Annotated in this window: 21 protein-coding genes; 16 read left to right on the forward strand and 5 right to left on the reverse strand. The window is 61.6% G+C overall.

The genetic code is table 11. From position 1 onward, the window contains the following. Positions 1-4 precede the first annotated feature (4 nt). The 10 genes from GCM43_RS20370 to GCM43_RS20415 are packed head-to-tail and all read left to right on the forward strand — an operon-like array spanning position 5 to position 8347. Positions 5-286 carry a hypothetical protein gene (locus GCM43_RS20370; protein ID WP_152247713.1) on the forward strand — a complete coding sequence of 94 codons (282 nt, stop codon included), beginning with the start codon at positions 5-7 and terminating at the stop codon, positions 284-286. Continuing rightward, positions 276-1712: a pilus assembly protein TadG-related protein gene (locus GCM43_RS20375; protein WP_193315687.1), complete on the forward strand. Its 1437-nt coding sequence runs from the start codon at positions 276-278 to the stop codon at positions 1710-1712. Before GCM43_RS20370 ends, GCM43_RS20375 begins: the two co-directional genes overlap by 11 nt. Next, a complete protein-coding gene (locus tag GCM43_RS20380) occupies positions 1709-2185 on the forward strand; it encodes a TadE/TadG family type IV pilus assembly protein (RefSeq protein ID WP_152247717.1) in 477 nt (158 codons plus the stop codon). Before GCM43_RS20375 ends, GCM43_RS20380 begins: the two co-directional genes overlap by 4 nt. Then, a complete protein-coding gene (locus GCM43_RS20385) occupies positions 2175-2786 on the forward strand; it encodes a TadE family protein (RefSeq protein ID WP_152247719.1) in 612 nt (203 codons plus the stop codon). Before GCM43_RS20380 ends, GCM43_RS20385 begins: the two co-directional genes overlap by 11 nt. Positions 2787-2804: 18 nt before the next feature. After that, positions 2805-3974: an AAA family ATPase gene (locus GCM43_RS20390; RefSeq protein WP_152247721.1), complete on the forward strand. Its 1170-nt coding sequence runs from the start codon at positions 2805-2807 to the stop codon at positions 3972-3974. A 44-nt stretch (positions 3975-4018) separates the two neighbouring features. Further along, positions 4019-5365, forward strand: coding sequence for a CpaF family protein (locus tag GCM43_RS20395; protein WP_152247723.1), 1347 nt, complete (start codon positions 4019-4021; stop codon positions 5363-5365). 9 nt (positions 5366-5374) lie between these two features. Continuing rightward, positions 5375-6358, forward strand: a complete 984-nt coding sequence (locus GCM43_RS20400; RefSeq protein ID WP_152247725.1) for a type II secretion system F family protein — start codon at positions 5375-5377, stop codon at positions 6356-6358. A 29-nt stretch (positions 6359-6387) separates the two neighbouring features. Continuing rightward, positions 6388-7329: a type II secretion system F family protein gene (locus tag GCM43_RS20405; RefSeq protein WP_152247726.1), complete on the forward strand. Its 942-nt coding sequence runs from the start codon at positions 6388-6390 to the stop codon at positions 7327-7329. Positions 7330-7340: 11 nt separating this feature from the next. After that, positions 7341-8012 carry a LytR C-terminal domain-containing protein gene (locus tag GCM43_RS20410; protein WP_152247727.1) on the forward strand — a complete coding sequence of 224 codons (672 nt, stop codon included), beginning with the start codon at positions 7341-7343 and terminating at the stop codon, positions 8010-8012. A 32-nt stretch (positions 8013-8044) separates the two neighbouring features. Then, positions 8045-8347, forward strand: coding sequence for a hypothetical protein (locus tag GCM43_RS20415; protein ID WP_152247728.1), 303 nt, complete (start codon positions 8045-8047; stop codon positions 8345-8347). A 10-nt stretch (positions 8348-8357) separates the two neighbouring features. Here the strand turns inward: GCM43_RS20415 and acpA are convergent, their stop codons facing one another. Continuing rightward, complete coding sequence (gene acpA, locus GCM43_RS20420; protein WP_152247729.1) at positions 8358-10487, reverse strand: acid phosphatase; 2130 nt, start codon at positions 10485-10487, stop codon at positions 8358-8360. A gap of 194 nt (positions 10488-10681) precedes the next feature. Between acpA and GCM43_RS20425 the strand changes: the two genes are divergently transcribed. Beyond that, positions 10682-11935: a cytochrome-c peroxidase gene (locus GCM43_RS20425; RefSeq protein ID WP_226929590.1), complete on the forward strand. Its 1254-nt coding sequence runs from the start codon at positions 10682-10684 to the stop codon at positions 11933-11935. Between the two features lie 37 nt (positions 11936-11972). Here the strand turns inward: GCM43_RS20425 and GCM43_RS26425 are convergent, their stop codons facing one another. Then, positions 11973-12104, reverse strand: a complete 132-nt coding sequence (locus GCM43_RS26425) for a hypothetical protein (protein WP_264372664.1) — start codon at positions 12102-12104, stop codon at positions 11973-11975. A gap of 122 nt (positions 12105-12226) precedes the next feature. Here GCM43_RS26425 and GCM43_RS20430 point away from each other — a divergent pair, with 122 nt between their 5' ends. The 3 genes from GCM43_RS20430 to GCM43_RS20440 all read left to right on the forward strand — a co-directional run bounded on the left by GCM43_RS20430 (position 12227) and on the right by GCM43_RS20440 (position 15778). Next, entirely contained in the window at positions 12227-12526 is a 300-nt protein-coding gene (locus GCM43_RS20430) for a hypothetical protein (RefSeq protein WP_152247731.1), read from the forward strand. A gap of 146 nt (positions 12527-12672) precedes the next feature. Further along, entirely contained in the window at positions 12673-14520 is a 1848-nt protein-coding gene (locus tag GCM43_RS20435; RefSeq protein ID WP_152247732.1) for a methyl-accepting chemotaxis protein, read from the forward strand. A 40-nt stretch (positions 14521-14560) separates the two neighbouring features. Then, positions 14561-15778: a hypothetical protein gene (locus tag GCM43_RS20440; RefSeq protein ID WP_152247733.1), complete on the forward strand. Its 1218-nt coding sequence runs from the start codon at positions 14561-14563 to the stop codon at positions 15776-15778. A gap of 116 nt (positions 15779-15894) precedes the next feature. Here the strand turns inward: GCM43_RS20440 and GCM43_RS20445 are convergent, their stop codons facing one another. Beyond that, positions 15895-17241 carry a type II toxin-antitoxin system HipA family toxin gene (locus tag GCM43_RS20445; protein WP_152247734.1) on the reverse strand — a complete coding sequence of 449 codons (1347 nt, stop codon included), beginning with the start codon at positions 17239-17241 and terminating at the stop codon, positions 15895-15897. 2 nt (positions 17242-17243) lie between these two features. After that, on the reverse strand, positions 17244-17507 hold the full coding sequence (locus GCM43_RS20450; protein WP_152247735.1) for a helix-turn-helix domain-containing protein: 264 nt from the start codon (positions 17505-17507) through the stop codon (positions 17244-17246). A gap of 671 nt (positions 17508-18178) precedes the next feature. Between GCM43_RS20450 and GCM43_RS20455 the strand changes: the two genes are divergently transcribed. Both GCM43_RS20455 and GCM43_RS20460 read left to right on the forward strand, forming a co-directional pair. After that, entirely contained in the window at positions 18179-19963 is a 1785-nt protein-coding gene (locus GCM43_RS20455) for an AAA family ATPase (protein WP_152247736.1), read from the forward strand. Further along, positions 19960-21288 carry an LlaJI family restriction endonuclease gene (locus GCM43_RS20460; protein ID WP_152247737.1) on the forward strand — a complete coding sequence of 443 codons (1329 nt, stop codon included), beginning with the start codon at positions 19960-19962 and terminating at the stop codon, positions 21286-21288. Before GCM43_RS20455 ends, GCM43_RS20460 begins: the two co-directional genes overlap by 4 nt. Here the strand turns inward: GCM43_RS20460 and GCM43_RS20465 are convergent. Next, on the reverse strand, positions 21190-22578 hold the full coding sequence (locus GCM43_RS20465; protein ID WP_152247738.1) for a DNA adenine methylase: 1389 nt from the start codon (positions 22576-22578) through the stop codon (positions 21190-21192). The genes GCM43_RS20460 and GCM43_RS20465 overlap by 99 nt on opposite strands. Between the last annotated feature and the right edge of the window lies 1 nt (position 22579).

Raw genomic sequence — 22579 nt, forward strand, 5'->3', positions numbered from 1 at the left:
TGCCATGCGCCACCCTGCCGTTTTCATTGTGCCCAGTGTGCTGCTGGCGGCCTGCAGCTACACCAGCACGCCGCAGTTCGAGCAGCGCTTCGGCCAGGCCAGCCGCCAGGCGCTGGCGCAGCAGGTGCTCGATCCGCAGGCCGGCGCCAGGCGCGTGCCGGCGCACGGGCTGGACGGCGCCAGCGCGCGCGCCGTCATGGATCGCTATCGCGCCTCGTTTGCCGACCCCAATGTCCAGCCCGCGCCGTCGGTACAGTTCATGTTGGGAGGCATCAGTGGCAAATAAACGCCAGCGCGGCGCGATGCTGATCGCGTTTGCGATCCTGCTGATCCTGATCCTGGGCTTTATCGGCCTGGCGCTCGATGTCGGGCAGGTGATCGGCCGCAAGACCGAACTGCAGAACCTGGCCGACAACGCCGCGCTGGCGGCCGCACCGGAACTGGTCGGCACGGCTGCTGGCCTGGCCAGCGCCGTGGCGCGCGCCAAGGCCAGCGCCGCCGGACAGAGCGCCTACCGGCGCCGCATGCAGGGAGTGGCACTGTCGGACGCGGCCATCCGCTTTGCCGCCAGCGCCGACGCGCCCGACGAAGCCTGGCACGCCGCCGGCGCCGTGCCGGACCCGGCCGCCGCGCTGTACGTACGGGTCGACACGCGCGACAGTACGCCGGCGCTGGGGCAGGTGGCAACGGCCTTCCTGGGCGCGTGGTCGCCGGCGCTGCGCACGCTCGAGACGGGTGGACGGGCCGTGGCCGGGCGCAGCAGCCTGCGCCTGACGCCGCTGGCCGTCTGCGCGCTGTCGCCGGCGCCAGCGGCGCTGCGCCTCAATCCGGGCCCGCCCGAGCGGCGCGAAGCGCTCGAATACGGCTTTCGGCGCGGCGTGGCCTATAACCTGTTCAACCTCAATCCGCACGGCGCCGCGCCCGAGCATTTCCTGCTTAATCCCATCAGCCCGCTTGGGGCGATCAGCCCGGCCGGCCAGCTGGCCGACGCCGTGGTGGCGCCGTTTGTCTGCAGCGGCACGGTGCTGCATGGGCGCATCGGCAGCCAGAGCGTCCATCTGCACCGGCCTTTTCCGGTGGCGCTGTGGGCCTCGTTCAATGCGCGTTTCAATCAGTACGGCGCCAACCAGTGCGATCCGCTGACAGCGCCGCCCGACACCAACATCCTGCCGTTCCCCAATAGCCTGGCCAGCTGGTGGATGAACCAGCCGGCGGCAGCGCATGCCTTGCCCGCCACCAGCGGCGCCTTGCTGACGGTAGCTGACCAGCCGCCCGGCGCGGCGGGAGCTGCCGCGACGCTGCCGGCCACCAGCTATGGGCCGTTATGGTCGTTTGCCAGGGCGGTGCAGTATGCCAGTCCCAAGCCGGCCGGCGACTATGCACCCTTTGCCAACAATACCTGGGCCGGCCTGTATCCCGGCCTGCCCGCCGCCCCGGCCAGCAACAGCTTTTATCCGCCCAGCGGCACGCCGTATGCATCGAACGCCTTCCAGAGCGCACCGGTGGGCCATGTCGGCGTGGCGCAGCGGCGCGTGCTGCATGTCGCGCTGCTCGACTGCCCGCTGCCGGCCGGTAGCGACGTGCTGGCCCCGGTGCTGGCGATCGGCCGCTTTTTCATGACCGTGCCGGCCAGCAGCGCGGCGCTGAGCGCCGAATTTGCCGGCCTGGCGGCCGAACAGTCGCTGGGCGGGCCGGCGGAGCTGCTGCAATGAAAGCCCCATCGACAAGGCGCCAGCGCGGCGTGGCGGCCATCGAGCTGGCGTTGATCATGCTGTTCTTTACGGGACTGCTGCCGGTGGTGCTGCTGTGCGGACGCGCCCTGTTTGCCTACACGGCGCTGCAAAAAAGCGCGCACGATGCGGCGCGCTACATGGCCACCTTACCGCTACCGCAGATGATGAATCTGGCCAGCGCGGCCGAGGGCAGTGTGGTGGTGCGGCAGATGGTGAGCGACGCCATGCAGGACACCTGGCCGGAGATGGAAACGCTCAGGATCACGGTGGAGTGCGTGTATGCCGATGACGCCTATCAGTGCGGCAGCTACGCCAGCCGGCCGCTGCAGGTGCGGCTCAAGCTGACCATCGACATGCCGGTGCGGTTCCTGCCCACGCTGCTGGCCAAGTGGCTGCCGCAGATGAGCAAAATCGCGCTGCGTGCCAACGCGACCCTGCGCTATGACAATTGAGCTGCCAGCACGCGGTGCGCGCCAGCACGGCGTCTTCCTGGTGGAGTTTGCCATCCTGGCGCTGGTGTTTTTCCTGTTTGTGTTTGCGCTGCTGGAGCTGGCGCGTGCGCTGTATCTTTGGAATATGGTGCATGAGGTAACGCGCCGCGCCGCACGCGCGGCCGCCGTGAGCGACTTCAGTAATGCCGGCCTGCTGCAAAGCGTGCGCGAGCAGGCAGTGCTGCGCACCGGACCCGGCGTGTTGCCGCTGGGCGGCGGCATCAGCGACGCCTACGTGCGCATCGACTACCTGTCGCTGTCGGGCGGCGCCGGCGGTGCGCCGGCGGCCGTGCCCGTGACGGCGATGCCGGCCTGCCCACAGCGCAACCGCATCAACTGCCTGCAGGATCCGCACGGCGCCAGCTGCATCCGCTTCGTGCGCGCGCGCCTGTGCCTGCCCGGCGATGCGCGCAACTGCGACAGCGTGCCTTACCGGCCGATCTTGCCGATGCTGCAGATGATGTTTCCCGCTGGCGAGCAGGCGATCCGCCTGCCTGTCGCCGCCACGATGGCGGTAGCCGAATCGCTCGGCCATGCAGAGAACCCGGCTTTTTGTCCCTGATTACCTGGAGGATGGTCGATGAAAGCCCTGATGATTAGTCGCGATGGCCCCCTGCATGACGAGATCGCCGCGCAGGGCGCCGCGCGCATGCCGGTGCTGCGCCTGCTCGATCGGCGCGCCAGCCTGCGCGAAGCGGTCGAGCGCGTGCTGGCCGAGGCGCCCGAGCTGGTCATTGTCGACGCCAGCGACATCGGCGCCGATGACGCCGACCTGTTCGAGCGGCTGGCGCGCCTGTATCCGGCAGCCGTGCTGATGCTGCTCACGCGCGGCCAGCAGCAGGAGGTGCTGATCCGCGCCATGCGCGCCGGCATGCGCGAAGTGCTGCAGCTGCCGCTGGTGCACAAGGCCTTTCACGAGGCGATGGACCGGGTCGATATCCAGGCTGGCGTCACCCAGCTGCGCGATGGCAAGGTGCTGGCCTTTATCTCCTGCAAGGGCGGCAGCGGCGCCACTTTTCTGGCCACCAATTTCGCCTATGCGCTGGCCACGCTGGCCGGCTGCAAGGTGCTGTTGATCGACCTGCATGGACAGTTCGGCGACGCTACGCTGTATGTGTCGGACCAGAAGCCGTCGATGACGCTGTCGGACATCTGCGCGCAGATCGCGCGCATGGACGGCGCTTTCCTGGCGTCCTGCCTGGTGCACGTGACGCCGGACTTCGGCGTGCTGGCCGCGGCTGACGATCCGGCCCACAAGGTCGACATGCAGCCCGACCATATGGACCGCATCCTGGCCGTAGCGCGCCAGCATTACGACTATATCGTGCTCGATGTGGGCCGCCAGATCGATGCGCTGTCGCTGCGCGCGCTCGACGGCGCCGACGCCATCTATCCGGTGCTGCAGCTGGCCTTGCCCGATATCCGCGATGCGCGCCGTCTGCTCGATATTTTCCGCTCGCTCGGCTATCCGGGCGAACGCCTGCGCCTGATCGTCAACCGCTACACCAAAGGCGGCCGCCTGCGCCTGGCCGATCTGGAGCAGGCGCTGGGCGCCGAGGTGGTCCATACGGTGCCCAACGACTACCTGGCCGCCACCGATTCGGTCAACCAGGGCGTGCCGCTGCTGCAGCTGTCGCGCAGCAGCGCGCTGGCGCGCAGTCTGGCCGAACTGGTCGGGCAGGTCACGCAGCGCCGCGTGACGGAAAGCCGCAGCCTGTTCGACCGGCTGTTCAGTCGCAGCGAAGCCTGAATCACACCGAGTCATACCGAATCACACCATCACCGGGAGATGACATGACCTTGCGCGAACGCCTGGCCGCCAATGAGCACAGCCGGCCCATGAATGACGGCCATGGCGCGCTGGCGCTGCACGCCTACCAGGAATTGAAAAAGAGCATGCACCAGACCATCCTCGACCGCATCGACCTGGAGCGATTGAAGCGCCTGACGGCCGAGCAGTTCAAGCACGAGCTGGCGTTATTGGTGCAGCGCGTGATCGAAGACGAGCGCATCGTCCTCAACCAGCATGAGCGCCACAGCCTGGTGCTCGATATCCAGCACGAGATGCTGGGCTTCGGGCCGCTCGAGCCGCTGCTGGCCGACCCGGGCGTGTCCGATATCCTGGTCAATACCTGCGACAAGGTGTATGTCGAGCGCAGCGGGCGGCTGCAGCTGACCGACGTGACCTTCCACGACAACGCGCACCTGATGAAGATCATCGAGAAGATCGTCTCGCGGGTCGGCCGGCGCGTCGATGAATCGAGCCCGATGGTCGATGCGCGCCTGCCCGACGGCTCGCGCGTAAACGCCATCATCCCGCCGCTGGCGGTCGACGGGCCGATCCTGTCGATCCGCCGCTTTGCCGTGCAGCCTTTGACGATGGCCAACCTGCTCGACTACAAGAGCCTGACGCCGCCAATGGTGCAGGTGCTGCAGGCGCTGGGCCAGGCCAAGGTCAATATCCTGATCTCGGGCGGCACCGGCAGCGGCAAGACCACCTTGCTCAATGTGCTGTCCGGTTTTATTCCCGGCAGCGAGCGCATCGTCACCATCGAGGATGCGGCCGAACTGGCGCTGCGCCAGCCGCATGTGGTGCGCCTGGAAACGCGCCCGCCCAATATCGAGGGCAAGGGCGAAGTGTCGCAGCGCGCGCTGGTGCGCAACGCGCTGCGCATGCGCCCCGACCGCATTATCCTGGGCGAGGTGCGCGGCGCCGAGGCGATCGACATGCTGCAGGCGATGAACACCGGCCACGAAGGTTCGCTGGCCACCATCCACTCGAACACGGCGCGCGATGCGCTGGCGCGGCTGGAAAACATGGTCGGCATGGCCAACCTGAACCTGACCGCGCGCGCCACGCGCCAGCAGATCTGTTCGGCCGTCACGGTGGTGATGCAGGTGTCGCGCCTGACCGATGGTGCGCGCAAGCTGGTCAGCCTGCAGGAGGTGACCGGGATGGAAGGCGAGATTATCGCCATGCATGAAATTTTCCGCTTCGAGCAGACCGGCGTCGATGCTGATGGAAAGGTGCTGGGCCACTTTGGCGCCACCGGCGTGCGCCCGCGCTTTGCCGAGCGCCTGCGCATGTTCGGCGTGCCGGTGCCCGACAGCGTGTTCGATCCCGACCGCATCTACGAGTAGGAGGGCGTCATGGACCTGGTGTTTTACGGCTTTGCCGTGGTGCTGTTTGCCGCCTGCATCCTGATGGTGGAAGGCGCCTGGCTATGGTGGTCGGGCACGCATGGCAGCGCGGCGCGGCGCATCAACCGGCGCTTGCGCCTGATGGCGGCGCGCGGCGAAGCGGGCGGCGAACGCGTGTCCATCCTCAAGCAGCGCCGCTATGCGCACGCGCCGGGCCTTGACCGGCTGCTGCGGCGCCTGCCGCGCGCGGCCATGCTCGATCGCCTGCTGCTGCAGTCCGGCCTGTCGTGGTCGGTGGCGCAATGGCTGGCTGGCGCCGGCGCCGCGCTGCTGGCCGCGCTGGTGCTGCTGGTGCTGTGGCCGATGCCGATACCCGCGCCGGGCGCCTTGCTGCTGCTGGTGCTGGCCGTTGGCGCGCCCTGCCTGATCGTGCTGCGCGCGCGCGCAGCGCGGCTGAAGAAAATCGAAGCCCAATTGCCCGAGGCGGCCGACTTTCTGGCCCGGGCGCTGCGCGCCGGCCATTCGTTTGCCAACGTGCTGCATATGGTGGGGGAGGAACTCAATGAACCGATCAGCGGCGAATTCCGGCTGGCGCACGAAGAGATCAACTACGGTGTGCCGATGAACGAGGCGCTGCAGAACCTGGCCGCGCGCATCCCTCTGACCGACTTGCGCTACCTGGTCATTGCGGTGCTGGTGCAGCGCGAATCAGGCGGCAACCTGGCCGAGGTGCTGGCCAGCATTGCACGCATTATCCGCGCCCGCTTGAAGCTGCTGGGGCAGGTGCGCGTGCTGTCGGCCGAAGGGCGCATGTCGGCCTGGGTGCTGGGACTGATGCCGGTGGTGATGATCGGCGTGATGTCGCTGGTCAATCCACAGTACATCAGCCTGTTGTGGCTGGACCCCAGCGGCATTCGCCTGCTGTGGTATGCGGCCGGCATGGTGCTGCTGGGCGTGCTGTGGATGCGCAAGGTGATACGCATCCGTATTTGAGTTTGAGAGTTGAGCTGAGAGGAGCAAGCATGACAGGCGCACAATGGCTGTTTCTGCTGATCGTGTTTCTGGTGGCGGCCGGCCTGGCCGGCGTGGCGTGGCTGGCGTTTTTTTCCGGCGCCGTGCGCCAGCGCCTGTCCGGCGTGATGGCGCCGCCGGCCGTTGCCAGCACGGTGCCGGAAAGCGGCTGGGTCGAGCGGGTGGCGCGCGCCGCAACGCCGCTGGGCAGGCTGTCGCTGCCCGATGAGGGCTGGGAGCGTTCGCCGCTGCGCACGCGCTTCATGAACGCCGGCTGGCGCCAGGCCAGCGCGCCGACGCTGTATTTTGCCGCCAAGTCGGCGCTGGCGCTGCTGTTTCCCGCCTTGCTGGCGCTGGTTGCTGCCAGCGCCATGGCCGGCCAGCTGCGCAGTGCGCTGCTGTTGCTGCTGTGCGTGAGCGCGACGCTTGGCTACTACCTGCCCAACCTGGTGCTGTCGGTCACGGCCAGCCGGCGCCAGCGCGATATCTTTGAAAACATCCCCGATGCGCTCGACCTGCTGACCGTCTGCGTGGAGGCGGGCCTGAGCCTGGAGCGTGCGCTGGTCAAGGTGTCGGGCGAGATCCATATCAAGAGCGTGGTGCTGGCGCAGGAACTGCAGCTGGTGCTGATGGAAATGCGCGCCGGCTTTACCAAGGAAAAAGCCTTGCGCAACCTGGCCCTGCGCAGCGGCGTGGAAGACGTCGATGTGCTGGTGGCCATGCTGATCCAGTCCGAGCGCTTCGGCACCAGCATGAGCGATTCCTTGCGCGTGCACTCCGACAATCTGCGCGGCAAGCGCAGCCTGCTGGCCGAGGAAGCGGCCGCCAAGATCGCCCTGAAACTGCTGTTTCCGCTGATTTTCTGTGTGTTTCCCACCCTGATGCTGGTGCTGATGGGCCCTGCCGTGATCGAAGTCTATCGCGTGCTGGTGCCGGCCATGGCCAGCCGCTGAAAGGAGTGCTGATGCCTGCCGCTGTCATCCCTATCCCTGTCGTGCGCATCGCTGTGCTGGCCGCCAGCCTGGCGCTGGGCGGCTGTATTGCGCCGATACCCTTGGGCGTCGCGCTGCCGCCCGATGATCGGCAGCGCGTCTATGCGCTGGAAAAAGCCTGCCTGCCCGATCCGCCCAATGCGCTGGCCTGGCAGCATCCGGCGCTGGTACAGGCGTCTGCCGAAGTAGCGCCTTTGGCTGCGCCGGAGCTTACCGGCATGGCCCGCGTCGTGATCACGCAAAGCGATGGCATGGCGCGTTTGCAGCGGGTGGCGGGCACGCAGCGCCGGCCCGAGGCGCAGCCTTTGCTGCGGCTGGAGGTGCTCAACGGCAATGGCGTGCCCGGCATGGCCGCCACGCTGGCGCGCAGTCTGGCGGCGGGGCCGTTGCAGTTGCTACGCTTTGGCAATGCCGCTTCATTCAAGGTGTCGCGCACGCGTATTGAATATCGAGGCCCGCATGCTACTGCGGCCCGCCGGCTGGCGCGGCAAATCGGGCCACACGTGGCGGTGCTGGCAGTCGACGGCCAGGGCGCGGATCTGCGCCTGATCGTGGGCCGCGACATGGTCGAGGCGGCGGTGCTGCACCGGTTCTATCTGCAGCAACTGCAGCTGGCGCGCAAGGCGTTGGCCAGTTTGGGTTGATGAAGCAGACATGGCTGGCGTTAGAATAAGCCATGGCAAACAAAAAACCCACTTTCCCCGGCCCGCGCACGGCGCGCGGCGCGGTGCTGGCGGTGCTGCTGTCGAACCGCGACCAGACCGGCGCCGAGCCGCTGGCCGGGCGCGTGTCGCTGGCGGCCATCGTCAAGGCGCTCAAGCGCAAATACCACTGGCCGATTGAAACGCACAGTTTTCCGGCCAATACCGAAGACGGCCGCGCCAGCTGGGCCACCGTCTACAGCCTGCCTGAAAAAGTCATCGCTGCCGCCTTGAAGAATGGCGGCAGCGACTGGCTCGACAGCCGCCGCAGCAGCTAGCCGATAGCGCTTACTCCTGCGGCAGCAGCGCCAGCGCAGCACTGAAGTCGCCCATCGGCTTGCCGCCGTTGGCCACCAGCGCCTTGTCGCGCGTGCTCAAGCCGTCGAGTACCGGCAGCGAGAAGCGGTGGGTAATGGCGCGCAGGATCGAGGCCGAGTCGTACTGCGTATGGTCGACCGTGCCTTTTTTCACGTAAGGCGAGACCAGGATCGCCGGCACGCGCGTGCCCGGACCCCAGCGGTCGCCTTTCGGTGGCGATGCGTGGTCGTAGAAGCCGCCGTTTTCATCGTAGGTGACGATGACCAGCATGTTCTTCCACTGAGGGCTCTTTTTCAGCTGTTCGATCACGCTGGCGATATGCGCGTCGCCATCGGCCACGCTGGCGTAGCCGGGATGCTGGTTCAGGTTGCCTTGCGGTTTGTAGAAGGTCACCGGCGGCAGCTTGCCGGCGGTAGCGTCGCTCATGAACTGGCTGTCGAAGTCGCGCAGGTGGGCGGCACGGTAGGCGGGCGCCTTGACCGGGTCCATATTGGCAAAGTAATTGAACGGCTGGTGATGGAACTGGAAGTTCGGCGGGTTGGGGAAGCTGCCTCGGCTGGCGGCGGTGGCGCGCGCGGTGGTGTCCTTCCAGGCGCCGGCGTACCAGGCCCAGTCGATGTTTTTACCGGACAGCAGGTCGCCGATATTGGTCTGCGTCTGTGGCGGCAAGGTGGTGGCTTTGCTGGTGTCGGCATAAAGCTTGCTGCCGTCGTCGCCCGCCGGCGCATTACTGCTTGGCTGGAAGGCCGGCTGCATGGTGTTGACGGCGTAGAACATGCCGCTGCTGTCGGCCGGCGTCAGCGTGCTGTCGTTGGCGTAGACCGGTGCACCATTGAGTACCGTCGCCGGGGAGCTGGCCGACGGCGTCAGGCGCACGAAGTTGCCCTTGGCGTCAACGTCGATCTTCGAGATCGAACCCTTGGCCACCGAGGTGTCGGCATTCGGGTAGGTCGGTGCGCAGGCGCAGATCAGGTACTGGTGGGTGAGGAAGGAGCCGCCGAAGGCGCCGATAAACATATTGTCGGCCAGCGCATATTGTTTGGCGATATCCCACAGCTTCATCTTGCTGCCGTCGTAGTAGCCCATCGAGAGGCCGCCGGCGTCGGAGTAGGCCGCAAACTTGTCGTTGGCGCCGCCGTTGATCTGCATCTGGTTGTTGTAGAAACGGTGCACCAGATCGCGCGTGATGACCGATTGCGGCAGGTTGAACGGACCGTTGGCGTCATCGATCTGGAACGGCTTGTTGGGCAGGTTGGCCGTTTGCGCCTGGGTGATCACGGTGCTCTGGCCGGCAGCCGTCATGCCGCCCCAGGTTGGCGGCAGCACGGGCAGGGTGCTGCCGTCGATGTCTTTCTGCGGCACGTAGGCCGAGGTCGAGGTCGGGTTCACGCCTGGCACGCCGTTCGCTCCGGGGAACAGGCCGTACAGATTGTCGAAGCCGCGGTTTTCCGCGTAAATCACCACGATGGTCTGGATATTGTTCAGTGCCAGGCCGCTGTTCATCGCTGCCAGTGCATCGGCCGGTGCGGCCTGGGCGCTGGCCGTGGCGATCACCGCCGTGGCGCTGCTGTTTTCTGCTTTCAGCTTGGCCAGGTCGTCACCGCTGGCCTTGTTGAAGTCGGCATTCATGGCCGATTCCGATACGCCGATGCGCGCGGCCAGCTTGCTGCTGGCGCTGGCAAAGTCACCGCCGTTGCTGTCCATGATCTGCGCCAGTTCGGTCGAGATGGCGCTGACAAAGCCGGCGTGGCCGGCTGGCGCGCGCAGCATCAGCTTTTGCGTGACCTTGCTGCCGGCGTCGCCCACGGTTTCGTGGCGGATCGCATCGGTGCCCACCACGGCCAGCACGGCGCCTTCGCCGTCGAGCAGGAAGCTGCCGTCGGCGGCGGTCCTGACCGGGGCCGATTTGGCGTCGCAGGTCAGCCTGGCGGTGCTGCTTTCCAGGCAGACCTGGGCGTTTTCATAGTAGCTGCCGATCACCTGGCCCTGGACGGCGGGTGTCACGTGGTAGTTGCTGCCGCAGGCTACCAGTGCGGTGCCCAGGCTCAGCGCGATCAGGACGGGGAGGGGACGTAATGCAAATCTCGCATGCAGATTCATTTTTCATGCCTTCTGGGTGGAAAACGTCGCATGCTAGGCAGGCAATATGTCAGCCCCATGACATTACAGGGTGCTGTTACATGCGAAACATGCGGTAATTTTTGCGCTGTTTTTGACGCCGGTTTGTCACGCCGATGTCATATGGCGTTGTTACGCTGCCCGACCATGTTCCATAGCTGCCTGCCTTCGCCATGATGAAATTGACCTTGTCCCTGCTGTTTGCCAGCCTGCTCGCCGCCTGCCAGCCGCAGCACGCCAGCGCGCCTGCCGACAAACCCGCTCCGGCCTATCTGAAGGGCGCCTACGCGCCTACCCTGAAACGCCAGCCCAGCGTGGCCGAGATGACCGCCATGGGCCGCGCCATGTTTTTCGAGCCGAGCCTGTCGGTATCGGGCAAGATGTCGTGCGCCAGCTGCCACAGCCCCGAGCATGCCTACGGACCGCCCAACGGCCTGGCAGTGCAGCTGGGCGGCCCCGAGCTGAAAGACGCCGGCACGCGCGCCGCGCCGTCGCTGCGCTATCTGCAGAACGCGCCGGCCTTTACCGAGCATTTTCATGACGACGACGGCGACGACAGCGTTGACGCCGGCCCCACCGGCGGTCGCAACTGGGACGGCCGCGCCCAGTCCGGCCACGAGCAGGCGCTCACGCCGCTGCTGGCCGCGCATGAAATGGGCAACCGCGATACCGCAACCGTGCTGGCCAAACTGAAGCAAGGCCCGCTGGCCGCGCAGTTCCGCCAGACCTACGGCAACGATATTTTCGATCAGCCAGATGAAGCGTTGCGCTGGGCGCTGATGTCGCTCGAAGTATTCCAGGAGAGCCCCACCGATTTCTATCCCTACACCAGCAAATACGACGGCTTTTTGCGCAAGCAGGTGCAACTCAATGCCCAGGAGCTGCGCGGCCTGGCGCTGTTCAACGATGAAACCAAAGGCAACTGCGCCTCCTGCCATATCAGCCGCATCAGCGACGGTGGCGCCTTCCCGCAATTTACCGACTATGGCCTGATCAATATCGGCGTGCCGCGCAACGGCAAGCTGCCCGTCAACGCCGACCCAAGCTACTTCGACATGGGCCTGTGCGGTCCGGACCGCACCGACCTGAAGGATCACAAGGAGTACTGTGGCGCCTTCAAGACGCCGACCTTGCGCAATATCGCGCTGCGCAAGGTGTTCTTCCATAACGGCAGCTTTACCAGCCTGGAGCAGGTACTGCGCTTCTACGTGCAGCGCGATACGGCGCCGCAAAAGTGGTATCCGAAAAACCCGGACGGCAGCGTGCACAAATTTGACGACCTGCCACCGGGCCTGGAAGCGAATGTCAATGTTGAAGCGCCATTTGACCGCCAGAAGGGCCAGGCGCCGGCGCTGAACGAGAAGGAGATCGCCGACGTGATCGCGTTTCTCAAGACGCTGACCGACGGTTATGTCATCAAGAAGAGCTGAAGGCCCATCCTATGGGATGGGACCTCCATTTTCGGCTTCAGCCGAGCGTGCACTGGTGTGCGAGGCGATGGCCGGCGCAGGCCGGCGCCGTGATTGTCGATCCTTGCGACTTGCCCAGCGCAGAAGAATTGGCCAGCGTGCGCTCGTGCGTGTTCCGCAGTGAATTCAAGGCCAGCCTCGATGCCCTGCTGGCGCAGCTGCAGCCTTGCGGCATGGCGGCCATGGACGACATTATCGAATGGAACCGCCAGCATCCCGAGGCGATTCCCTACGGCCAGCGCAGCGCCCGGCATGCTGTCGGCGCAATACGTGGCGGAGCGCCAGCGCGATATTGTGCTCAGCCGCGACGACGGCATCGATGCGGCGCTGGCGGCCGGCGCCGTCCAGGTGCTGCTGGCGCCGATGAGTGCCGCCGCCAAATGCACCGGCAAGGCCGGCGCGCCGGTGCTCGCCATTCCGCTGGGCGTTGACGCCGACGGCCTGCCTTTCGGCGTCACGCTTTTTGCGGCGCGGGGAGCCGATGCGCTGGTGCTGCAGGCGGGAGCGTGGATCGAGAACCTGATCGGCGAGCGGATGCACTGGCAGCCATGAATTTGCGTTTTTACCACACAGTTATCAGGAACGCCATGGATGGTAAATAGTTGACTTGACGCAATATGCTGCGCCGGGTTTAACTGTGCCTGCACGGGCGCCCGGATCTTCCTGGCCGCTGCTGCATTTCCCCTTCTGGAGTTCCCATGTTCCATACCCTGCGCGCCCGCCTGATCGCCATTTCCATCGCCATCGTCGCGGTTGCGCTGGTGCTGCTGTCGGTGGTCACTTTTGTCACTGTGCGGGCCAATGTGCTGACCTCGCTGGACCAGCAGATCAGCGGCGTGACGCGCCAGTATGCGCGTGAGCTGACCGAGTGGGTGCAGGACAAGCAGCGCATTGCCAGCTCGCTCAAGCTGTCGACATCGCTGGCCGAGCCGCAGCCAGCGCTCGATACGGCACGCCAGGCCGGCGCCATGGATTCGGTCGGCTTCAGCATGAGCGACAAGCGCGCCGTCTACAGCGGCTGGACGGTGCCGCCCGACTTTGATGGCACGACGCGCCCCTGGTACAAGCTGGCCGTATCGACCGGTGGCCCGGCTATTACCGCCGCCTACGCCGATGCCAATACGGGCGAACTGTATGTGAGCTTCGTCGAACCCGTGTTTGCGCAGGCTGGCGGGGCGCTGGCCGGCGTGGTCAGTGCGGATGCCAAGCTCACATCCGTGGTGAAGAAAGTCAACGCCATCCATCCCACGGAAAAGAGTTTTGCGGTGCTGGTCGATGGCTCGAACAACACCATCCTGGCGCATGCGCGCAAGGAGCTGACACTCAAGCCGGTGACCGACCTGGCGAAAGGTCTCGACGCGGCGCTGCTGGGGCGCCTGGTCAAGGACGGCGACCATGCCGAGCTGGTCATCGATGGCGCCACGCAGATGGTGTACGCCGCCAGGGTTGAAGGCACGTCCTGGATACTGCTCATTGCAGTCGACCGCGACTTGGCTACCGCCTCGCTGAGCAGCATGCTGAAAATGACGATCGTGATCACGGTACTGTGCCTGCTCGCTGCCGGAGCGTTGATGTCGGTGTTCGTCAGCCGCCAGTTGCGCCGCATGATACTGGTGCGCGACGCGCTGGAAGACATCGCATCGGGCGAGGGCGACCTGACGCGCCGCATGGATGCTTCGGGCCGCGACGAACTGACGCAAATCGCCAGCGCCTTCAACCGTTTCGCCGACAAGATCGCCGCTGTGCTGCTGCAGATCCGCGAGGCCTCCGACATGGTGCGCACCGCCTCGGGCGAGATCGCGTCGGGCAATAGCGACCTGTCGATGCGCACCGAGTCGCAGGCCAGCGCGCTGGAAGAAACCTCGGCGGCGATGGAAGAACTGATGGCCACCGTCCAGCAGAACGCCGAGAACGCCGCGCAGGCCAACGAACTTGCCGCCAGCGCCACGCAGGTGGCAGGGCGCGGCGGCGAAGTGGTGCAGCAGGTGGTGCAGACCATGGGCGACATCAATGTGGCTTCGCGCAAGATCGTCGACATTATCGGCACCATCGACGGCATCGCCTTCCAGACCAATATCCTCGCGCTCAATGCCGCGGTCGAGGCGGCGCGCGCCGGCGAAATGGGCCGCGGCTTTGCCGTGGTGGCCACCGAAGTGCGGTCGCTGGCCGGACGATCAGCCGAAGCGGCCAGGGAAATCAAGGCGCTGATCGGCGACTCGGTCACGCAGGTCGACGCCGGCAGCCGCCTGGTGGCAAGCGCCGGTTCGACCATGACCGAAGTGGTCGACAGCATCCGCCAGCTGGCTGGCATCGTCAAACAGATCAGCAACGCCAGCCATGAGCAGAGCAGCGGCATTACCGAAGTAGGCACGGCGGTCACGCAAATGGATGAAAACACCCAGCAGAACGCCGCCTTGGTCGAACAGGCCGCCGCCGCCGCGCAATCGCTGCAGCAACAGGCCAGCGCGCTGGCCGAGGTGGTGGCGGGGTTCAAGCTGCCGCAGGGCGACGCTCCGGCTGCACGCGATACGCTGCGCCTGCGCTAAGGCCAGTCAACTGGACAACATGATGACGATGACGCCTGCCATGAACCTTAAAAAATCTCTCTTTCGCAGTGCAGTGCTGGCAGCAACGCTGCTGTCGCTGTGCAGCCTCGTATCGGCAGAAGAAGCTGCCAGTTCGCCACTGACCGTTGGCGGCGCGATCCGCTTCAATTACGTCTACAAGAGCTGGCAGGACGACTACAAGAGCGGCTTTTTCGGTCTCGACACGGCGCGGCTCGACGTCAACTATGACGATGGAACGCTGATCGGTTCGGCCCAGTACCGCTACAATAATTTTCCCAAAGGGCAGGGCGACTACTGGCAGCATTTCCTGCACCACGGCTGGATCGGCATGCGCTTTGCCGACAAGAGCACGGTGCAGGCAGGCGTGGTGAAAAACCTGTTCGGCCTGCAGCCGTTCGCTTCCAATAACTACTACGAGTCGATGGCGTTCTACACCGGCTTCGAAGACAAATATGACCTTGGCGTCACCTACTCCAGCCGCCCCGGCCCGATCGAGTGGCAGCTGGGCTTCTACCCGCGCGACGGCGGCTCCTATGGCGGCGGCAGCAATACCGCCGGCGCCTCCAACCGCTACTCGTACAACATCGTTGCCGACGACGACAAGCAGGGCTACGCCACGGGCCAGCGCGACCACGAACGCAATACCGTCACCGGCCGCGTGGTCACGCACTTCGGCAGTACCGCCCAGCATGAAGTGGGCCTGTCGGCCCTGACCGGCACCATCCGCAACGACACCCGCAGCGAAGGCCGCGACACCCGCCGCAACGCCGTGGCGGTCCATTACCGAGGCGGCGCCGGCCCGTGGAACCTGATGCTCGAAGCGCTGCGCTACAGCTACGGCACCAGTCACAGCGCAACCCAGACCTATGGCGGCCTCGATCCGAACAGCTTTGTTATCCTGGGCGCATTCGGCTACCCTTATCCGGTGGCCTCCAAGGGCGACATCTATATCGCCAACCTCAGCTACGACATTCCCGGCAAGCTCGGCCCGTTCGGCGGCTTAAAGCTGTACAACGACTACAGCATCCTGCGCAAACGCGTGGGCAACTACAAAAGCTCGGTACAGAACATCAGCGGCATGACCTTCTCAGCGGGCAAATGGGTGTTCTACGCCGACTTCATGCTCGGCAAGCACCACCCCTACATATCGCCCGATGGCGGCGGCCTGGCGTCCACGTCCAGCAAAAATGACGGTTTTACGCGCAGGGTCAACGTGCAGGCAGGGTACTATTTCTGATGATCGATTGTGCCTGCCACGATACCCGGCCGTGAACAAGGAAAATACCATGTCGAATACCACGCAGCGCTCTGATTTTTTATGCCTGGTGTAGTCGCGCTGTCTGCGATATCCCGTCAGGCTGGTGGCATCTGCTGAAGGGCGGCCGCTGACGCAAGCAGGCCGCCCAGAATTTTGTCGGCCACCTTTTCCGAAAAATCCGCAGGCAGTTCGCTGCGGATCTTTTCCACGATGGCAGGTGTGCGGTCGATAAAATCGCGCAGCAGTGGTTCGGCGTCCGCTCCATAGCCGACCGCTTTTGCAGTGCTGTTGAAATGCCGCCGCTGTATGCCATGCGCCAGGTAGTGCTTGTTGCTTCCAAGTAGTGCCATCGCCATCTTGAGTTTGCGTTCCGCCCACTGGTTGGGGCCTGGGCCGATCACAGGATAGCCGGACATCACATCATAGATGGGCGTCATTTTGAACCGTCCGGCGCCCGCCAGTAATTGGATACTGAAGTTCTTGGCGTGGCCATCGGGGGCGCGCAGCATCCAGAACAGAAGTTGGGTAGCCATCAGCGTATGCATGTCGGCAGCGCTTTGCTGCGATTGCTGCAGCAGGGTAAACATCTGTTTTAACCCCGGCCCACCGTCGTTTTCGTATTTCAGCAGCGGCGATGTTCCCGTTGCCTGGCAAAAATCCTCCTGAACCAGTCGGAACAGCTGCTTGCCATCGCTTGACCGGACGCGATCAAAACGCTCGACGACGAGCACCCGTTGCTCGCCGAACGTCGCGATGTCGGCATTTGCCGTGGGCAGTCCGTACTCCTTGAACAGCCGCAGGCATAGCCACTCGTTATCGACCGACGTGGTGAAGTCGGCTTTTTTCCCGCCTACCATCCCGATCGGAAGCTTGAAAATGTGCGTTGTCGGCGTCGCGCCGCGCGGCTTCATCCATTTCCCATCCCACCACAAGAAAGCATCTTTCTCTTGTGCGCCAGCGAGCGAAATGCGGAAATCATCGTCGACGTCATCGGGAGCACCGTGTCGCTCCGCGCCGACTGCTTCAAGCAGATGCCGCTCAATGTCTTCCTCGTCCAGGACGATGCCATCAACCTGGCCAAGTCCTTCCGGCTTGACGCCTTCGGGCAGCAGCTGCAAGGCGCCGACGCAGTCCCGGCCGATGGCCGCGAGCAGGTCGAACGGTTCGAGAGAGCCTGTCCTGAAGCGGGTCGCAACGCGTTTGCGAATGATGTCACTGTCCGGTAGCAAGCCCTCAAAGTAGTTTGCAACACTGGCACCCTTGAGCGGTTCATTGCGCAGATTGAACGGCAGCGACAGCGAGATCGGGCGCCCGAGCCTTGAGCTTTGCCAGGCCGCATCGTACTGGAGTTCGGAGTCGCCGTTGGCCTTGACCGTCCAGCGTCCGACGTAATCGCCATTTGCCCAAAGATGGAGCGTCTGGCTGTGTGAGCGGCGCCCCATGACTACCACTCGGCCGAATTGCTTGCTGCGGACGTATCGCGTTCGCCCAGCTGCAGTTCCAGCTCGAGTGCTGAGCACCAGCTGAGTAACTGCTTGACACTGATTTCGTCAGGATGGCTTTCCAGGTAGGAGATGCGATTCTGGCTCAGACCGACACGCGTGCCTACAGTCGCTTGGGTGATCTTGCGCCGTTTGCGGGTTGATGTGAGCAACTGGCCGAGCTGTGACGCCGTGAGGAGGCGGTGAGTGGTGGGCGAGTAGGGCATATTTGGTATCCGTTATTCAGATATATTGATAGTATCTGGAATTCGGATAAAGTCAAGATATCTGAAAAACAGATATCACAAGAATGGCTGGAAAGTAGAAAGGCGATTTGCTCAGGTCGTGTCACGCATAGCCTGCATGATTCCCGAAAGCAAAAAGCCAACCTGAAAGGCTGGGCTTTTTGCTGGGTGTTCTTGGTGCCGACTGCCGGAATCAAGAAACCAAAAAAATCAGGCATTTAGTCTGATGAATTGGCAAATTCTTGGCAGTTGCAAGCGTGCACATCGAATCAGAAAACCGGATTTCGTGAGCTTTCAATTATGCCCGTACCTTATCCTGATGCTATTGTTCGTCGTTGAAACCTTCTTTTTAATAACAAAATTCCGCGTCCAGACTTGCTTTGAGATCATGCGGATCATTGAACGAACCCATCAATAGACCCTGCCCTAGTGGGGAAATGCGCTTGAAACCGCTGGCAGCAGAGCTGACGTAGGTATGCGTTGCTTCCCAAAGATGATTATCTGGGGCATGAGTTTGTGATTTGTTAAAATCGAGGAATTCTTCTTAGGCATTGGGGTGAAAAGTGGCTGAATTAGTTCTGACAGATGAGGAAAGATTGGCGCTAACGCGTGTGTTGGACTTTAATTTGGCTCTTACACGCAAAGGTACACCGATGCTGCAACCGTTGTCCTTGTACAGTTCTGAACTTAAAGGTACGCGGCAAATTGCTGGCAGCCTTGTTTCAGTTCGCGATACAGGCCAGCTTTCGTCAAATGAAGTCAGCCGAAACCGCTACTTCAACTCACTTTCAAATCAAGCCCTTGTTGAGGGGACTGCTGCAACACCCAAGCTAACGCCGTTGGCGTCCCACTATCTTGACGCGGTAGACGCCGGTGCGGATGACTCCTTCTGGCAAGGGGATAGCGGCGATGGCGTGGAACTAAATGTTGTAAGGCAACTTGTTCAGCGCCTCACTTCGGGCCATAAGGTAAGTGATAGCTTCAAGCTTGCCTGGTTTAACGCACAGAACTTTTTTGACAATGTTCCACCTTCAATTTTGATGTCCGTACTGTCGGACAGGAATCAGTTGTTGTCGTTATTCCGTCTTAATTCAAACGGGTGGGAAATTGCGCGGTATTACCGGTTGACTGATGTCGAGCGGGCGGCGTTTGATGCCGCATTTGCTAAGGTTCTGCCAACGTCAGATTGGTCGCCGTCAGCGCCAATAGAAATTGCCGCCGCAAAATACAAGGACGCTGCTGGATCTGTTCAAGCCGACGTTCGATTCCGTATCAGTGGCTTTCTTAACGCTTACAATCACTTGCGTACAGAACTGGGCTCCAATTTGCCGAGGTTAGATCGTCAACTTGTTTTGCGAGCCGGGTCGACAGCTGGTGGCGGATCGGGAAACATCACAGATATTGAGACTGCAACCGTGGCTGCAACGCGGCTGCCCTTTCCGCATCAACTCATTGTGACGGGATGCCCAGGGTCTGGTAAAAGCCACTATGTCGATCAACTTATCGAATCGGTAGGTTGCGCTGTCTTCAGGACGCAATTTCACCCGGAGTCCTCGTTTTTTGATTTCGTTGGAGCGTACAAGCCGCAGCCTGTGTATGAGCCGATAGACGCATCTCTCCAATTTGAGGAAGGGGACGGTTCACCTAGTTTGAGAGGCAGACCGCTTATTGATTATCGATTCGTTCCCGGGCCACTTATGCAAGGCCTAGCACATGCGATCAGTAATCCGGCTGAGAATGTCGTCGTCGTTATTGAGGAAATCAACCGTGGCAATGCCGCTGCCATCTTAGGCGACATGCTACAGCTTCTGGACCGGACCAGTGATGGAGAAAGCCGTTATCACCTCGCGGCCACACCGGAGGTACGTGCGTATTTTGCTGGCTTGGGACACTCGCTGGATGTGATTCGCTTACCGGCAAATCTGTATTTATGGGCGACGATGAACAGTGCGGATCAAGGTGTCTTCCCCCTAGATACAGCATTTCGGCGGCGCTGGAGCTACGTCTATAAGGGTTACACTGAACCTTGCCTCTATCTTTCGGGACAAGCAAAAATTGTTTATGCGGGACAGCAATATGAGTGGAACGCTTTCCGGGGAGCCCTAAATCATCATTTGGTAGAGCTTGGAATTCATGAGGACAAGCTTATAGGCCCGTATTTTCTAACAGAGCAGCAATTGGTTGAACCAGCAAGCATCCTGGAAAAGCTATTTCTGTATTTGTGGGATGATGTTCTGCGGTTTCGTCAGGACTCCCTTTTTATTGCTAAGAGTTTTTCCTTGGTGTCTGCTGTTTGGGCAGCAGGTAACGGATCGCCACTCAAGTTCCAGCTGCCCGCTTCCATCGTGACAAGTGAAGGCACTGAGTTGGCGGCATCGGTCGCGCAGCCCGCCACTCAGGCATCAAGTGAACAGGGTACAGTAACGGGCGAACCATGAGTGTTATCCTAATTAAGGAAGGCACTGTATTGGCGTTGGCTGACTGGCCAGAACGGATGTGTACCAGTTCTGAGGATATCAAGCATCTTGTTGATGTTCGAGTCTTGCGCCCCACGGATTCGGGCCACTACGGTCTCGTTTTCGTCGGCGTTGTTATCTTCAAGGACAGCCTGCTTTTTGTGCAGCCGAAATTTGGCTCCTTGGATCTGCCGGAAACTTTGCGTATCCTGCGAAGTTACTTTGCCAGAAGTCGTCAAAGACGGCCAATTTCGGACAGTACCCGTGATCCGGAGTTTGGTGATGGTGAGATACTAAGGGAATTTGATGCGTTAATAGGACTGAAGGATTGGTTTTTTGCGCACGGTTTGTATCGGCGAGAGCAAGCCGTTGCAAGTGATTGGGGTAGGCCACACTGGATTCGGACAATCGCAAAAAGTCCAGCGCTCATCATGCAGGGAGCTGTGGTATATCCCTCGATTGTTGCCGAGCGACGAGAAGGTATTTTGAACGATGTCAGTGCTCTGCAAATAGGTGTCTTACTTCAACTGTTACGACGTTATGGATTTGCCGTGCCTGGTGCAATTCGACAAGCTGAAATTGCTACAGGTACTGCCGTAAGGAGCTGGCCTCTTGAGCGCGACGAACGTGTGTACTACGAGCGGCAGCTGGCTGCTGAACGGCGCAGTGTGTATCGAACAGATACGTTGCGCTTGTTCAAATTGTTGCACGAAGTATTGGATACACGATTGGCAGCCCCCAGCGCGCAGCCACAAATTTACGGGACCACGGCTTTTTACGCAATATGGGAAGATGCGTGCTGTACGGGTATCGGCGGTGATCTACCTACGGGATTCCATGCGGCACTTGGCCAACCGATATGGTGGACCTACGATGATGCGGGACGGAAGCAGCGACACGGGCAAACGCAGATTCCGGACTTGGTAGTAAGGCGTGATCGATGGTTGCTTATCATTGACGCGAAATATTATTTTCCATTTCCAGGGTCACGTCCAGGTGGCCCTGACATCATCAAGCAAGTCTACTATGCGGAATCTCTTCAGCATCCTCAAGCTAACCTCATTTCGATATTCCTTTTTCCACTTCCAGGAGCCGAGACCCCTCGATTCCTAGGGTATGCCACCATTGAAGGATCTCACCGAGCATTCAACATTGTCGAAGCCTGGGGAGTCGATCCGGTGGCACTACTTGCTACATACCCTGTCATTTCAGCCGACCGTGCAAATCGCATGATTGATGTTATCGTTGGTAGACGCGAGGGTGTGTCCGAATTCGTCAGCCAGTCCCCAGTGGACATTGGCAGTTAACGGAGTGAGCGGCCGGGATGTTTTCCGACTTGGCCTAGTCCTCCGAACGCCATGAAATAGGTATTCGTTGACTAGTTCCTTCTGCTTGCCCACCCGACTTTGGTAATTTTTTCGAATCTCAAGGGCGGGAATCACCTCACTGCTTTCGAACAGGTCGGAATCTTCAAATAGCGTTCGGAGCTCGTGAAGGCCCTCATCGGTCGGTTCACTGACGGAGCTCCAATGATTCCAGTGGTTTCGTCCTCCGTAATAACTGAGTATGACATGCTTCGCATCGACAGCTTCAATGAGCTGCCTGAGGCTGTCAACGAAACGATTTCGATAACAGAAATTGCTCGCGAAATCGTCGCTCGGATGTTGCCCCCGAACATGGCTAAGGCCTGACACGTAAGACTCAACATCCTGTAGGAAAGGATAAGCTGAAATAAAGTTGAGAAGGTGATAGTAGGCGCTGTACTGCCTGAAATTGTACGGCGGATCAAGGTAGCAAACGTCGTGCGTTGCGAACGCTCCTGCGGCGTCAATTGCATCAGCATTGGCCAATTCCGCAACGGGATGCGAGCACGATACCAAAGGAATCCTTAGTTGGAAGGCTTGTTCTGCATTTGGCCAGAGGCGATTGCGGTTGAAGTCGTGAAAAGTGCCATTCACATTTGCAGTAATTACGATCTCTTCTAAGGCGCTCGTTAGGAGTAGGAATATCTCGTTCCGTGTCAAACGGCCCTCGATCCACCATGCCCGTATGGCGTTTAGGACGCCATCAATGATAAGAGCATTTCCTTTAGAAAAATAATTGCGCATGCCCTTCGTACCACGGAGGCTTAGGAATGCTGACCGCGATCCCCACTGGGTATAGCAGTCTGTGATGACCCCGGGCTTTGTGTTGGCCTCACCTAATGTTTGGAGGTGCGCCAAAACGTTGGCTAGAGAGGAGAGGTCTTGGAATATTTTTTTTGGAGTGCAGTTTGGCAGATACAACTCACCAAAGCGGTCCATGGAACGGCCTAGTTCATGTTGCAATTTCTCAACTCGGAACTTATCTGTGCTATGGGTTTGGATCGAATGAAATAACGGCGGTTCAGACGTTCCGAGATAGGCTTGAGCCAGCACATAGCTGAAGCGGTTTGAATCACAGGCTGCGGTCTCCCAGCCACGGCTACGGAAATAGCGAGATACATTGTTCGTACCGGCGAAGACGTCAGAAAGACGCGTCGCTTCTGGTATGCGGTTCTTGATGAAATTATCAATCAAGGGTAGCAAGGATGCTTTATTGCCCAAATATTTTTCCATT

The sequence above is a fragment of the Janthinobacterium aquaticum genome, from assembly GCF_009208565.1.
In the GTDB taxonomy this organism is placed as follows: Bacteria; Pseudomonadota; Gammaproteobacteria; order Burkholderiales; family Burkholderiaceae_D; genus Janthinobacterium.

Bases quoted from the DNA above. Each gene is read 5' to 3' on its own strand.
- GCM43_RS20380 (WP_152247717.1), top strand. From the start codon at position 1,709: ATGAAAGCCCCATCGACAAGGCGCCAGCGCGGCGTGGCGGCCATCGAG.
- GCM43_RS20460 (WP_152247737.1), top strand. From the start codon at position 19,960: ATGAGTGTTATCCTAATTAAGGAAGGCACTGTATTGGCGTTGGCTGAC.
- GCM43_RS20385 (WP_152247719.1), top strand. From the start codon at position 2,175: ATGACAATTGAGCTGCCAGCACGCGGTGCGCGCCAGCACGGCGTCTTC.
- GCM43_RS20370 (WP_152247713.1), top strand. From the start codon at position 5: ATGCGCCACCCTGCCGTTTTCATTGTGCCCAGTGTGCTGCTGGCGGCC.
- GCM43_RS20435 (WP_152247732.1), top strand. From the start codon at position 12,673: ATGTTCCATACCCTGCGCGCCCGCCTGATCGCCATTTCCATCGCCATC.
- GCM43_RS20390 (WP_152247721.1), top strand. From the start codon at position 2,805: ATGAAAGCCCTGATGATTAGTCGCGATGGCCCCCTGCATGACGAGATC.
- GCM43_RS20395 (WP_152247723.1), top strand. From the start codon at position 4,019: ATGACCTTGCGCGAACGCCTGGCCGCCAATGAGCACAGCCGGCCCATG.
- GCM43_RS20440 (WP_152247733.1), top strand. From the start codon at position 14,561: ATGAACCTTAAAAAATCTCTCTTTCGCAGTGCAGTGCTGGCAGCAACG.
- GCM43_RS20455 (WP_152247736.1), top strand. From the start codon at position 18,179: ATGCTGCAACCGTTGTCCTTGTACAGTTCTGAACTTAAAGGTACGCGG.
- GCM43_RS20430 (WP_152247731.1), top strand. From the start codon at position 12,227: ATGCTGTCGGCGCAATACGTGGCGGAGCGCCAGCGCGATATTGTGCTC.
- GCM43_RS20465 (WP_152247738.1), bottom strand. From the start codon at position 22,578: ATGGAAAAATATTTGGGCAATAAAGCATCCTTGCTACCCTTGATTGAT.
- GCM43_RS20445 (WP_152247734.1), bottom strand. From the start codon at position 17,241: ATGGGGCGCCGCTCACACAGCCAGACGCTCCATCTTTGGGCAAATGGC.
- acpA (WP_152247729.1), bottom strand. From the start codon at position 10,487: ATGAATCTGCATGCGAGATTTGCATTACGTCCCCTCCCCGTCCTGATC.
- GCM43_RS20410 (WP_152247727.1), top strand. From the start codon at position 7,341: ATGCCTGCCGCTGTCATCCCTATCCCTGTCGTGCGCATCGCTGTGCTG.
- GCM43_RS20425 (WP_226929590.1), top strand. From the start codon at position 10,682: ATGAAATTGACCTTGTCCCTGCTGTTTGCCAGCCTGCTCGCCGCCTGC.
- GCM43_RS20405 (WP_152247726.1), top strand. From the start codon at position 6,388: ATGACAGGCGCACAATGGCTGTTTCTGCTGATCGTGTTTCTGGTGGCG.
- GCM43_RS20450 (WP_152247735.1), bottom strand. From the start codon at position 17,507: ATGCCCTACTCGCCCACCACTCACCGCCTCCTCACGGCGTCACAGCTC.
- GCM43_RS20415 (WP_152247728.1), top strand. From the start codon at position 8,045: ATGGCAAACAAAAAACCCACTTTCCCCGGCCCGCGCACGGCGCGCGGC.
- GCM43_RS20400 (WP_152247725.1), top strand. From the start codon at position 5,375: ATGGACCTGGTGTTTTACGGCTTTGCCGTGGTGCTGTTTGCCGCCTGC.